The sequence below is a fragment of the Paenibacillus sp. NPDC057886 genome, from assembly GCF_042796655.1.
In the GTDB taxonomy this organism is placed as follows: domain Bacteria; phylum Bacillota; class Bacilli; order Paenibacillales; family Paenibacillaceae; genus Paenibacillus.
The window spans coordinates 264,750-278,204 of sequence record NZ_JBHVMZ010000002.1; the positions used below are offsets into that span (position 1 = coordinate 264,750).

The 13,455-nt window shown below is 47.3% G+C and carries 14 protein-coding genes; 1 reads left to right on the top strand and 13 read right to left on the bottom strand.

The annotated features are described in order from the left end of the window. Positions 1-91 precede the first annotated feature (91 nt). The 12 genes from ACFVQB_RS08305 to ACFVQB_RS08360 form a co-directional block, all read right to left on the bottom strand. Positions 92-1,297 (bottom strand): GerAB/ArcD/ProY family transporter, encoded by a 1,206-nt coding sequence (locus tag ACFVQB_RS08305; RefSeq protein ID WP_379436874.1) that lies wholly within the window; start codon positions 1,295-1,297, stop codon positions 92-94. Between the two features lie 51 nt (positions 1,298-1,348). Next, positions 1,349-1,570 carry a hypothetical protein gene (locus tag ACFVQB_RS08310; protein ID WP_379436877.1) on the bottom strand — a complete coding sequence of 74 codons (222 nt, stop codon included), beginning with the start codon at positions 1,568-1,570 and terminating at the stop codon, positions 1,349-1,351. Beyond that, a complete protein-coding gene (locus ACFVQB_RS08315) occupies positions 1,563-2,762 on the bottom strand; it encodes a Ger(x)C family spore germination protein (protein ID WP_379436880.1) in 1,200 nt (399 codons plus the stop codon). The genes ACFVQB_RS08310 and ACFVQB_RS08315 overlap by 8 nt, the downstream gene beginning before the upstream one ends. Before the next feature lie 4 nt (positions 2,763-2,766). Further along, the gene (locus ACFVQB_RS08320; RefSeq protein WP_379438068.1) at positions 2,767-4,227 is read right to left on the bottom strand and encodes a spore germination protein; all 1,461 of its coding nucleotides are present in this window, start codon (positions 4,225-4,227) and stop codon (positions 2,767-2,769) included. 319 nt (positions 4,228-4,546) lie between these two features. Continuing rightward, positions 4,547-4,882 carry a hypothetical protein gene (locus ACFVQB_RS08325; RefSeq protein ID WP_379436883.1) on the bottom strand — a complete coding sequence of 112 codons (336 nt, stop codon included), beginning with the start codon at positions 4,880-4,882 and terminating at the stop codon, positions 4,547-4,549. Between the two features lie 48 nt (positions 4,883-4,930). Then, on the bottom strand, positions 4,931-5,632 hold the full coding sequence (locus ACFVQB_RS08330) for a pirin family protein (RefSeq protein WP_379436886.1): 702 nt from the start codon (positions 5,630-5,632) through the stop codon (positions 4,931-4,933). A 230-nt stretch (positions 5,633-5,862) separates the two neighbouring features. After that, on the bottom strand, positions 5,863-6,273 hold the full coding sequence (locus tag ACFVQB_RS08335; RefSeq protein WP_379436889.1) for a DoxX family protein: 411 nt from the start codon (positions 6,271-6,273) through the stop codon (positions 5,863-5,865). Positions 6,274-6,313: 40 nt separating this feature from the next. Beyond that, positions 6,314-7,174: a M56 family metallopeptidase gene (locus ACFVQB_RS08340; protein WP_379436892.1), complete on the bottom strand. Its 861-nt coding sequence runs from the start codon at positions 7,172-7,174 to the stop codon at positions 6,314-6,316. A gap of 1 nt (position 7,175) precedes the next feature. Beyond that, positions 7,176-7,592 (bottom strand): BlaI/MecI/CopY family transcriptional regulator, encoded by a 417-nt coding sequence (locus tag ACFVQB_RS08345; RefSeq protein WP_379436901.1) that lies wholly within the window; start codon positions 7,590-7,592, stop codon positions 7,176-7,178. Positions 7,593-7,834: 242 nt separating this feature from the next. Next, positions 7,835-9,298, bottom strand: coding sequence for a catalase (locus ACFVQB_RS08350; RefSeq protein ID WP_379436903.1), 1,464 nt, complete (start codon positions 9,296-9,298; stop codon positions 7,835-7,837). Positions 9,299-9,611: 313 nt separating this feature from the next. Next, positions 9,612-10,418 (bottom strand): winged helix-turn-helix domain-containing protein, encoded by an 807-nt coding sequence (locus tag ACFVQB_RS08355; RefSeq protein WP_379436905.1) that lies wholly within the window; start codon positions 10,416-10,418, stop codon positions 9,612-9,614. Then, positions 10,394-10,789 (bottom strand): Fur family transcriptional regulator, encoded by a 396-nt coding sequence (locus ACFVQB_RS08360; protein WP_024632818.1) that lies wholly within the window; start codon positions 10,787-10,789, stop codon positions 10,394-10,396. Before ACFVQB_RS08360 ends, ACFVQB_RS08355 begins: the two co-directional genes overlap by 25 nt. Before the next feature lie 277 nt (positions 10,790-11,066). On the opposite strand from ACFVQB_RS08360, the gene ACFVQB_RS08365 reads away from it, so the two are divergent. Further along, positions 11,067-12,194, top strand: coding sequence for a GGDEF domain-containing protein (locus ACFVQB_RS08365; protein ID WP_379436910.1), 1,128 nt, complete (start codon positions 11,067-11,069; stop codon positions 12,192-12,194). 133 nt (positions 12,195-12,327) lie between these two features. Here the strand turns inward: ACFVQB_RS08365 and ACFVQB_RS08370 are convergent, their stop codons facing one another. Next, entirely contained in the window at positions 12,328-13,266 is a 939-nt protein-coding gene (locus tag ACFVQB_RS08370) for an aldo/keto reductase family protein (protein ID WP_063567219.1), read from the bottom strand. Between the last annotated feature and the right edge of the window lie 189 nt (positions 13,267-13,455).

Consider the following 13,455-nt stretch of genomic DNA (forward strand, 5'->3'; position numbering starts at 1 on the left):
CTGACTACAGTATACAGGGTACTTCTATGGAGGGAAACCGAGTTTCCCCTCTTTTCGGCGGTTCATCTATAACGATTTTTGATGGAATATATCAGGAAGGCTGTAGTTCTCCACCCTGAGGCCCCTCACGTTTGCCTTTGTCAGGTTCATCTCGTGTCTGTGATGCTTTTTCTTGTTTATCCTCTTTTGGTTGCTTCTTTTGCTTCTGCTTATCTGTTGTCCGTCGACCATTCGCGCCTTTTTTGCGGGGACGAAGGAACACGAAAAGTATGATGGGAAACAGCACCTCGAACACAATCGCAATCCATGTCCATTCCCTTGTAAAGCGAAAAAGCTGGATCGCATTTTTGAAAAACCAGAAACCGCAGACAAACCCTACCAACGCAATCGGTCCTGTCATGACTTTGCCCGAAACCTTCGGAATTATTCGTTTCAGTCCCCAACAGACAAAATACAGATCAAATGCAATCTTCGTAATCAACGCGGGTAATGTTGCCGCAGCCAGAGCCAGATCAAACCGATCCAGGAAGTCACTGATTTGCAGTTGCCTTGCCAGCTCATAGGAGGGATATACCAGCCTGGATGCGATCGGCACGCCAATCGCCGCAATGGTTTCGGTGATAATCAGCATCATTAACAAGGCTGAAATGGTAATACCCCACATGACCGATTTGAAGCGAAAATCACTGCCTTTGATTACAAAGGGGACTGCAATCATCTCTCCAAAAAAGGAAAATATGTACCAGCTGCCCTTACCTACTCCTGCAACATCGACGTCAAAATAAGGCATGAGATTATCCATGTTAATTTGCTGAATAAGCATAAACGGCACAATCAACGAATTCAGCAGAAACAACGTAATATACAGCTCGGACATCCCGATTAAGGACCCCAGTCCTCCCCTCACGATAAAAACAGCCATGACCATCAGGGTCAAAACAATGATGGAGATCGGGGTCGTTTCCAGCAAAGTAATACTTATATAGTCGCCCATTAGACGAATATCACGGGCAAATACAAAGAGAAAAAACATGGTATACAGCATCCCTGTCACACGACCCAAAAAGGGAAACCGTTCCACCAGAGATTCAAACAGATCCTGATCGGGGAACCGTCGCTGAACACGGCTTAACATCCATAGTGATGCAACCATGACAAGAAACACAGGGATGTAGGATAAATAAGCATGCTGTTTTGCATAAAAAATGGCCTGTGCATGGGGCTGCATCAATGTACCTGTCACACTGAGCAGCATAATAAGCAGCACCAACTGACGATTCGTCACTCCCTGATTCATGGGATACCTCCTCTCTGTCCTATTCATCAAGTGAAATGTATTAAAACTAGCTTAGGGTAATGGCAACCAGCGTTGAATCAATTGAGTGAGCCACGTGGTGACAAAAACGGTTTTGCTTAAACTCGTTACATAGAACCATATCCCGGCGCTGACTACGATCAGTCCGTAGGATAACCAGCGATTAATGACCGCTGCCTGCTTCAAATGCTTGAAATCCATGATGATTACGGCAACAACCATACCCAAATAAGTGAACAGCAGCGGCTTAATCATGGACAATATCCTCCTCTGGCACTCCAAACGGTTTGTTGATAACACCAACATTTTCAATAATGATATGCGGTTCAACCTTAACTTTCACATCCGGGTAAATATCATCCCAGCGATCCTTGATCTTGGCCCATTCTTTGGGCAGCTGTTGATGAATGGAACGACCCAAACCCAAAATATCGGCAGGATATTCTTTCTGAATCAGCCGGATCCCTTCCTTAATATCATCTTGGATTTTCTGATGAAGATCTTGATTCATGTTCTTAATCTCCTGGTCTCGCAGGTTACCGTAATTCGATTCGTTGTCTACCATGACTCCCTTGGCATAAAGCCTGATTGTCACCGATACTTTTCCATTATCAATATGAGGATGCAATGAAGAGTTGTTTTCGTTCAGCTTGATAAAAAAATCACCCTTCCCACGAGGCGCTTTAACCATAACTTCCGGCTCGTTGGCTTCACCCATCGCCAATATAAGTGCATCGGCGGGCGCTTTTTCAATCATCCCTATCAATCTGTCCTTTTTGAATATGGCGAGACCATTCAACTTAATGTTGGTTTTGACGTCCTTCCAATTGCTCGGTACATTGTCAACGGTCGAGGCGACAGGCAAGAATGGATCTACCCCCTCGGAAAGTATCGCATCCGTGAATGTCTTGAGGGAACGTGGTCTTCTCATATTCAGGAAGCATAATTCACGAACCATCTCCGAAGGGAATTTTTCAATCGGCGCATCAGTATCGAGTACCTTGTAGGCAGAACCTTTTGTGACAACGGGTAGTGCAGAAAATCGGTTAAGCGGGAAACGTGTTAGTAAATCCAGCATGGGGGCAACGCCCTCACGTGCAAGCTCCTCTCCAATCAGCATGGTACGTCGATGTGCATAATAAAGCTCACGGGAGAGTGACTTTTGGCCTTCGATAGATGTTCCGCGCAAGGTTTTGGCTGTATTGGATAACATGAACCAGGATTTGTCACCACTTGTGCCCCCACCGCCACCTTTACTTCCGGAGGAACCAGACTGGCCGGGAAGAGCAATTTGCAGACTGGTCCTGTAATTATCCTTTTCCTTGTCGATGGCCAGACCAATCACAAAAGCGATATCATTAATTTCCTTTCGATCCCAGCATCCGGATATAAAAATCGTACACAGGAGCATGATGGCTACTGCATGCCGTCTATGGATAAGAAACATGTGCTTACCACCCCTCCTCAGCTTCAGGTGAACCATTAATCTTCTCATTCATCCGCTGCTGGTCACGATGAACCGTTGAAGGACGATTGATCATTTTCCACCATGGGGCACGAATAAGAATATCCTTGGTATCCGTCTTGCTATAGGGGCTCAGACCTGACAGATAAGGTACCCCAAAAGAAGTCATTTGCGTCAGATGTACCGAGATCAGCACCAGTCCAATGACAATGCCATACAAGCCAAGTGCCCCGGCAAGCAGCATAATGGGAAAACGAAGCAGACGAACCGTAATGGCAAAGTTAAAGCGCGGAATCGTGAACGACGCAATCCCTGTCATGGATACAATAATAACCATCGGTGCGGATACAATCCCCGCCTGAACGGCTGCCTGTCCTATAACAAGCGCCCCCAGAATACTGACGGCCTGACCTACCGTTTTGGGTAACCTGACCCCCGCTTCTCGCAAGGCCTCAAATGACAGCTCCATGATGAGGGCTTCCACCAATGCAGGGAATGGAATGGCCTCCCTTGCCCCGGCAATGCTCAGAATCAGTGTGGTAGGCAGCATATCCTGATGGAACGTTGTAATCGCGATATATAACGCGGGTAGGAATAGCGCAATGGCAACAAACAGAAATCGAATCCACCGCACCAGATTACTGATAAAGAATCGTTCATAATAATCCTCACTGGCCTGAAGCATCTGCCACATGGTCACTGGCGCAATAAGGGCAAACGGACTGCCATCTACAAAAATGGCAAATCGGCCTTCCAACAGGTTACCCGCTACTGTGTCCGGACGTTCGGTATAATGCATCTGCGGAAAAGGGGAATACGGATGATCCTCTATCAATTCCTCAATATACCCGGACTCAAGAATCCCATCGATATTAATCTTGTTGAGACGTTTTTTGACATCTTTAATTAGCTTGGGATCGGCAATATCGTCGATGTAGCTTAGTACAATATTGGTTTTGGTCTCGGTCCCAATTGTCATGCTTAACATCTTAAGCGCAGGTGTTTTTAGCTTGAAACGAAGCAGAGCTGTGTTCACACGCAATGTCTCAGTGAAGCCTTCGCGTGGCCCGCGGATAACCGACTCGGTCTGGGGTTCCTCGACACCGCGCCGCACACCGCCCTTGACGTTAAATAGCCAAGCCTCCTTGCTTCCGTTGGTCAACAGCAGCGCGGAGGATTCCAGCACACCATCTGCTGCGTCTGCCCAGGTATCCACTTTTTTCACCTGCGTCAGGGCGATTCGTGTATCATCCAGAGGGGCAGCAGGTTCATCGGTTCGTTGCTCAATCAGACCGCGAATCAGAGGACGGAGCATATGTTCCTGAATATCTGTCGAATTCACGATGCCCTCGATGTACACCAACAGTCCCTCTACTTCAGGTGAAATCTTGACATTACGGAAGATCACATCCGAACAGTCCGAGAAAATGTCTTCCAGTGCCAACATATGGCTTTCATGTGAAAGGCCTATCGGCTGCCGCAAAATGGGGGGAGACGGCAGCCCCAAGGGGATGTGCTTTTTCTTTTCTGAATCTCGGGAACCCTCTTTCCCTGATGTCTTGTCCGCCATATGCCGCCCCTCCGTTCCTGTTTTTTTATACAAGGTAGCTTGTGCCAGATCACGCGGAATTATGTGGTCTTTTTGTAAAATCCCCAATGGCTTCTTCAATTCAAACAACAAAAAAGGCCCCTGTATGGATAACAGAGACCTTGGATTGTTTAGGCAAGCTTGAATTTTTTGATTTACTATGCTGATCTGCTCCGATTTAGTCGGCAAAATAATCTTCTGGAACATAGCGGATCTCAGATTCCGCATATATGGTCAATGTATGGCGTTCTCCGTCATACTGCACCCGATCCCCCTGAACGTAATACCAGTGCTTCACCAAGGGTTGATCCTTACGCTGTACAAAGCGGAACACGTTGAGCTCCTGTCTAAGCTCCATAATGCTATCTACCACCTGTTGTTCCAGACCAGTCACGGTAAAAACAAATCCAGTGCCCTCTCTTTGATAGCGATAGGACATCGAATCAGTTTTGCTGTTTACCAGCCCTCGCCCAGTCACTGCATGCTTAACCATGAACCATTCCTGCTGCGTCATAAAAATACATCCTCCTTTGTTCTTGGAGTTCCATTACATTTCGGTAATCTAGGGCAGATCGATCAACATATAGAAAGCGTCCTCGCTTGCATCCAAATTCATGGATGTCGTCTGTTCCACACGAGCCGTATCCCCTTCATTTAGCTGATACTCTCCGTTCAAGCCAAGCTTGCCTTCTATAGCAAAAATGTACATGCGGCGATCTTCTACCTGTTCATATGTTAATGTCTGGCCTGCGGCCAATCGGCCAAGATAGATGGTCATATCCTGATGAATGGATGCGATACGCGCACCACCTTCATGGGATACCACAGGTACGAGTGCTCCCGCAAGCGCGTCTGAATCAAAAGAAGTTGTCTCATAAGACGGCTCAAGCCCTTTCGTATGTGGCATGAACCAGAGCTGTAATATACGCACTTCTTCAGAATCCGAGGCATTGTGTTCGGTATGGATCATGCCACTGCCTGCTGACATGCGTTGAATTCCACCGAATGATGTAACAGCCACATTACCCAGGTTATCTTCATGACGCAACTTCCCGTTCAGCACGATAGACACAATCTCCATATCACTATGCGGGTGTGCCCCGAAACCACGACCAGGGGCAATTACATCGTCGTTGGCAACCCGCATGGGTCCGAACGCAGTATTCTCCGGGTCTTGGTATTCACCAAAGGAAAAGCTGTGATTGCCGCGCAGCCAGCCCCGGTCGAAGCTGGAGCGGGAATCGGATGGAATGACGTTAATCATAAAGTGCACCCTCCTACATGTTCTCTTATTTTTTCTTAGTAGCATACTTATTCTCATTGTACCAAATCAATGGGCTAGTCGTCCAAAACAAAAAGCCTTTTCCCGGTTCGAACGGTTCACACGGAAAATCGCACGTGATCCGGACTAGCGAGAAAAGGCTTCTATGCAAGATATACCTAATTATTAGAAATGGAATTGTTATCCATCCCTATTGGATGGTGATAGACTTGTTATGCTCTCAAATTCTGGCGATCGTTCCCTTGTCTGGAGAAGAAAAGATCCACCGCCAGGAAACGGCTGCCTGTGAAGAGCAGTGTCAATGAACCCGCCAGCAGCAGGTAATCAAACTCGGTACCACTCATGAACGGCTGTCCCACTTTGGCAGTAAGCAGAACGCCTCCCATTACTACGATGAACAAGGCTGCAAATACACGTGTTCCCAATCCCAGAATCATGGCTGCGCCACCCACCAGCTCAATGATGGCTACAACCGATGCCAGAAAACCAGGAATACCGATACTTTCAAAGAAACCAACTGTACCGCTAATTCCACCTTCGAATTTGCTCCAACCATGTAATACAAAGATGAGACCAATCATGATCCTTGAGAAAAACAAGCCAATTTCCACACTTCTATTCATATTCATCTTCCTCCTTGGAGTTTAAGTTCAACGTTACATTTCACCCAATTGACCAAACAAACAAGACAGACAGCAGCAGGATCACTGTGGCAGAAATGAATACCGCATAGCGGGGAAGCGTCAGCGCAACATCCTGTTCCGGGTCTAATAGACGGGAAATACGTACATTCACCGAAGTATCGGCAAAAGACGATTGAATAGCTGTCTCTCTAATCCTCCAAGGTTCAGGGCAAGCCCGGATCAGTTTAAGCAGTGCACTGCCAATGCCCGCGGCGTTCCCCGTACGTTCAATCGCTTCATTGTCAGCCAGAATTTCTCTAATGATATTGTAATGTTTTGAAGTATGCTTCAACACCGGAATATAAGGCATCATGACGGCAAATACCGACAGCAATGTCGTCTTGAGTGGATCACGATGCCACAGATGATGCACCTCATGATACACAACCGCTCTTTCTTCTTCAGCATCCAGCATCGTGAGCAGCCCTGTGGATAGCACAATACAGGGTTTCCAGAGACCAATCGTAAATGCAACGGGTGACTGCTTGTCCACCACAATGAATCCAGGTTGTTTCAGATGACGGTACCGCGCCTCAAATTTCCGAGACATGGCCCCATCTTCAATCGACCGAAGCTTCCGTACCGCTGCACGTGTCTTCATCATCCGCTCCATCAGCAGCCAGCCTGTACCTGCAAACGTCAGGAGCACCAGTGCCATAAGAACATGCCCTACGGATAACCAACCCAGCCTGCTCATCCAGTGATTACATAGCCAAAGCAGATTAAACGGAATGTCCCAACCGAATATTTTGTACATCGCGTACATGAACATCTGCATGAACACGAATAACGGAATGCCAAACCCGACGGTAAACAATAACTTCGAGCGGGCCTTCCACATGTCAATCGCTATCCTTTTTCCATTGCTTAATCTTCTGCTCCAGACGCTCAATCAGCCCTGCATCTGCTTCATCCAGCGCATCCAGCATGTGATTCAGAGCAAGTGCCCCGAACTCATCCACCAGCTCATGTGACAATTCCTTGGATTGGTCGTTCATAAACTCCTCCCTGCTCTGTACCGGATGGTACAGTGACGTTCGGCCCTTCTGCGACTTGCGAAGCAGCTCCTTGTCCACGAGGCGATTCATCACCGTCATGACGGTATTGAAATTAACGTCTTTATCTTTTTCTAGTGCGGTTTGCACTTCGCGAATGCTGCTGCCTGGACGCGCCCATAAAATGTCCATAATCTTCGCCTCCAGCGGACCAAAAAACCGGTTCAGCCCACGCTCACCTACTTTAAAATTGTGTATTCTCATGTTCAGACACCCCTCACACTACCCATTGTAGTGCCAACAAACGAGAAGTCAACCTCTATGTCAGCTATTTATTGTAAATGATTTGTAAATATGTTTTCCATTTCAGAACATTATTTTGATGCACAAGGTCTGATTATAGGTAAAAAAACCTAAAGACCGGGCAGATCTGCTATGCTGCAGTCCCACCCGGCCTAATTGATAAATCGATTATTCATTTCTGAAATAATGATGAAATTAGTGCTTTATTTGCGATCCTGAGAGGGCATAAATGCGGAGATATCCACACCAAGTCCATGGGCCAAACGACCACCGAGCTGTCCATCTGCCTGGAAAAAATGGCATAAGGCACGCAACTGTATCTGTTCCGGTACCGCCTTCAGGTCATTAATCAGGTTATCGAGCAAATGTTGTTGCTCAACCGCCGTGAATGAACGGAACAACTCCCCTGATTGCGTATAGTTATCGGTCTTCTCAATTTTCTCACGTGTAACATGACCCTTTAACGGAGCTTGACTGTCACGGTATTCAGGCGCTTCCTCCGGGCTGTTGCCCGAGCTGTTCGGTTCATAGTTCACCGGAGATGGGTCCTGACTCACGTTCATCAATCCATCACGCTGATGATTGCGAACCGGAGCATAAGGACAGTTCACCGGAATCTGTAAATAGTTCGGTCCGAGCCGGTGGCGCTGTGTATCTGGATAAGAGAACAGACGGCCTTGCAGCAATTTATCTTCGGAAGGCTCGATTCCAGGCACCAAAGCGCTTGGTGAAAAGGCTGCTTGCTCTACTTCTGCGAAGAAGTTTTGTGGATTACGGTTCAATGTCATGGTTCCGATCGTCTGGAACGGCAGTACATCTTCCGGCCAGGTCTTGGTTGGGTCGAGCGGATCGAAGGAGAAATCGGCCATCTGCTCCGGCTTCAGCAATTGTACCTGTAGCTTCCACTGCGGGTATTGTCCGTTTTTGATATGCTCGTGCAAATCACGGGTGGCATGGTTGAAATCCTGCCCTTGTACCTCAGCTGCCTCTTGACGTGAGAAGCCTCGTACGCCTTGAGCCGATTCCCACTTGTATTTCACATAATGGACTTGCCCTTGAGCATTAATCCATTTGAAGGCGTGTACGCCGAATCCATCCATTTCACGATAACTTGCTGGCGTACCCAGATCGGAGAATAACCAGGTCATCATATGAGTCGACTCGGGTGATAGTGTCATGAAGTCCCAGTAGCGTGCAGGGTCCTGGATATTCGTATCCGGCGCAGGCTTCAAGGAATGAACCATATCCGGGAACTTCATCGCATCACGGATGAAAAAGACGGGCAAGTGATTACCCACAATATCATAGTTCCCTTCACGGGTGTAGAATTTCACGGCAAAACCACGTGGATCACGCGCTGTCTCCGGTGAACCCGTACCGTGAATTACGGTAGAGAACCGCACCAGTACATCCGTCTCTGTGCCCGGGTCTTGTAAGAAATCGGCTGTCGTATAAGCCTTCATGCTCTTCTCCACCGTAAACACGCCATGTGCACCAGCACCTCTCGCATGAACGACCCGTTCCGGAATACGTTCACGGTCAAAGTGTGCGATCTTCTCAAGCAGATGATAATCCTCAAGTAATGTGGGGCCTCTTCTTCCTGCGGTACGGGAGTTCTGGTTGTCACCTACGGGTGCGCCCTGATTGGTTGTCATGCGTTCTGTCATATCGTTATCCTCCTCATGTTGGTCTCATGCCTGCTGTATATACTCTATTAAAATCATATTCGCCATCGGTTTAAATATACATTTAGACTTGATCTAACTGTTAAATTGATTCTAACATGTCCCAGTTGCCTCTTGCATGAGGTTCGTATGAGATTAAGATGAGTTTCTCACTCATTTCATGAATGAAATATGAACATAACTTAGAGAAAGATGAGTATTCATCCATTTCAATTGGCTTGATCTACCCTATCTATTGGATATACCCGCATAGGAGTGACATGAACAGCATAATGTGTCCACAAAAAAAAGCGGACTAATCCGCCAGGCGGTAGCCCACTCCTCTTACCGTTACTATATATTGAGGCGAAGCCGCGTTATCGCCAAGTTTTTTGCGTAAGCTTTTGATATGAACATCCACGACATTGCTTCCACCCGTAAAATCAGTCTCCCAGATATCGCTGAGCATCTCCTCACGGGAAATCACTGCACCTTTGGCATCAATCAGCTTCAGCAGCAGATCATACTCTGTCTTGGTCAAATGAATGCGGTCATTATTCCGGTGCACGCTCATCCGCTCACGATCCAGCCATAGATCCTTGAAGCCGATGCGATGGCCTTCCTGAGGTAAAAATCCGCGTTTCGGTGCTGCGGGACTATTGCCAATCATGCGTTGCACACGATACAACGCTTCCTGTGGACGGGCCGGCCAGACCAGTAATTCCTCCTGAAGCATCGGGCCACTGGCACTGCCAATCATCTTCTCCCCCACCAAATATAGACATGGTGTTGCATGTTCCGCTTCACGATTCAAACGGCTGCTGATGCCGGCAAAAGCATCGATGGTTCCAGCAACAGACAGGTCATAGATCAACAGATCAAATACAAGCCGTTCATGCAAATCAGGCTCCCAGCGGTGGAACACCAGCACATCGAAGCAACTGTCAGTCAAGGCCTTGACCAGTTCATGTACTTGCCCTGGCATCGGACTGATCAGAATGACCCGTCTCGTGACCGGGCAGTTATCCACGAGGGGAGTTGAATCCGCAAGGGCAGGCTTGACCCGGAGCGGCAAGCGACGACCGGACAGGTTGATTTTTACTTGACCCGTTTGTTTCTGCATTCCGCGCAGACACCTCCAAAGACCACATGAGCGTGATCAATCGCATACCCGGTTTCCTCTGCTACTTGCTTCATCCATTGCGGAGGAACTTCCGTCATGACTTCATCCACCTTGCCGCATACCTCACACATAATATGTTGATGATCGTCCATGCGGGCATCATAACGACTGGCCGTCTCACCCAACTTGAGCTCCCGGATCAATTCTTTATCTGTCAAATATCGAAGCGAATTATATACCGTACCATAAGCCAAATTATAACCTTGCTCCACCAGACGGTTCATCACGTCTGCTGCGGTTGGATGGTCTTCGGAATGACGGACTACATCGTAAACTGCTTGACGCTGTATCGTCAGATTTAGAGTTCTCACCAGCATTTCTCCTTTATTTACCCATTCAATAGTATATAAGATGACACAACAATCTACTGATTGCTATGATTCCCAGAAACATCAAAATCAATTTTGATTTAGATTAAGTATAAATCTCATTGTATAATGAAGTCAATATCCGACTATTTTATTCATGAATAGTGATAGTCAAACCTTCTTCTACGCAGCCGTTACCCCACTTGGGATAATATGGTTCGCTACTATACTGCTTTTCAGCTAAAATATAGTAATGTGTGCGCTAAAGGGGGGATGCTTGTTGCTAAGCACGTTTTTCGTCAATCTCTGTGTCATGATCACGTTCATGTATGTGTCCGGAATCATTGCCAAATTCTATCGTATCCGCGTGCCCTTTCCCTCGATGCGTGTTCAGATGATCGGTGGTCTGCTGTTCGGGATCTATGGAACGGTACTGATGAACTATTCCTTTCCTTTAAATGAAACTACCATTGTGGATTTGCGTCATTTGGCTATCGTCACAGCAGCCGTATATTTAGGAGGACTGGCTTCGGTCATCTCGGGACTCGTCATTTCCATCCTGCGTATTGTCATGTTTGGAATGTCATCCGCTGCTATCGATGCAGCATTCGTCATGACGATCATCGGACTGTCCGGTGTATATTTTGCCTATGCTCCCTGGCCCCGATTAACCAAAATTATAACCATGAACCTGCTGGGTATGACGCTGATCTTTGTGATCCTGATGCTGAATACTACCAGCATGAACTCATTATTGAAAGTATATCCTTTACAGATGACCATTTCTTTTGTCGGTGGAATCTTTATTTATTTCATCGCAGAATTCATTAATAAATCGAATGAGATATTGTTCCTGCTCGAACGAAAAGCGACCACCGACCATCTTACCAACCTCAGTAATCGCAGACAATTTGAGAAATCACTTGAGTTGGAACTGGAACGGGCACGTGAGTACAAGCAAAAACTATCGCTATTGGTTATCGACATCGACCGGTTCAAAAAAGTAAATGACACTTTCGGTCATACTTCAGGTGATGCAGTCCTGAAACAGCTCGGACAATTGTTCATTGAGCATGCCCGCTCAGCGGATATAGTATCCCGAAACGGGGGCGAGGAATTCGCCATTTTGCTGCTTGATTGTGGTCATCACCAAGCCATGGCCATTGCCGAGTCAATCAGACAATCGGTTGAGAAGTACCATTTCGCGCTGCCTGATGGCAATACGATCCGGCTGACCATCTCCATTGGGGTCGCTGTTTTTCCAGATCACTGCGACGACCGGGATGATAACGATTTCTTTGAACAGGCAGACCGTGCATTATATGAAGCCAAGAATACGGGCAGGAACCGGGTTTGTGCCATTCCGCTGCGTTCCAGGTCGTTCTCCGGCGGCAAAAGCCCATTCTAATCTCAAACCAAAAAAGGGATGTCCCCATAGCCTATCAGGCTAGCCAGGACATCCCTTTCTTATCTCACCATTTTGCAGCATTTGAATCAACTCGCTTACGGGTACAAGAACAACCTGTGAGGTTGAGTTTGCCTTAAGCTAAGATTTGTTCAATTTCTTCAACGATGGCAGCATCCAGCTTCACACCGGAAGCGGCTGCGTTCTCTTTCACCTGTTCAGGGCGGCTTGCTCCTACAAGCGCACTGGACACGTTATTTTGGCGCAGAATCCACGCCAGAGCCAATTGGCCGACCTTCAGGTCCAGCTTGTCCGCTACTTCAATTAACTGGCGAACCTTGCCGATCCGGTCAGCGTTAATCTTCCCTTCATCCCATCCCAGCTTCGCTGCCCGGCTGTTCTCGGGAATATCGGACACCGAAGTGTATTTCCCGGTCAACAATCCTTGTGCCAACGGGGAGTAGACGACTTGTCCAATACCTTTACGCTCACCCAACGGGATGATTTCACTTTCGATGTAGCGGTCAAACATGTTGTACACTGGCTGGTTCACCACGATATGATCCAGCAACAGGCGGTCAGCGGTACCCAGCGCAGCTTCCATCTGTGCCGCGGTCCATTGACTAACACCTACGTAGAGTACCTTGCCTTGACGTACCAGATCGTCAAGTGCTCGCAGTGTCTCTTCAATCGGTGTTTCGGTATGATAGCGATGGCAATAATATATGTCTACATAATCAACACCCAGCCGTTGCAAGCTGGCTTCGCATTGTTCCTTAATATGTTTACGTGATAACCCTTGGTCATTTGGACCGTCACCCATTTTGCCAAAAACTTTGGTTGCAAGAACATAGGAATCGCGGGAATACGCTTTCAACGTCTGCCCCAGCAGTTCTTCTGCTGCACCCCGCTCGTACACATTGGCTGTATCGAAAAAATTGATACCTTCATCGAATGCGGCTTCAATTGATTTCACCGCGTTTTCACGTTCCACATATCCTCCGTATGTCAGCCAGCTACCCAGGCTGATCTCGCTTACTTTCAGTCCGCTTCCACCCAATCTACGGTATTCCATTGAATGCACATCCTCCTCTAAACTGATTAATGATGAAGTTCCCTTTCTATTGTATCGTATTCGGCTCGGATTAAAAGGGCTTTGGAGAACAATTTGGGAAATAGATAGGGATGCATATGAAAGGCTCCGCTAAATAAGCGGAGCCACTGTACACGTCAAATATTACCCAGTCACCACATTTTAATGCAT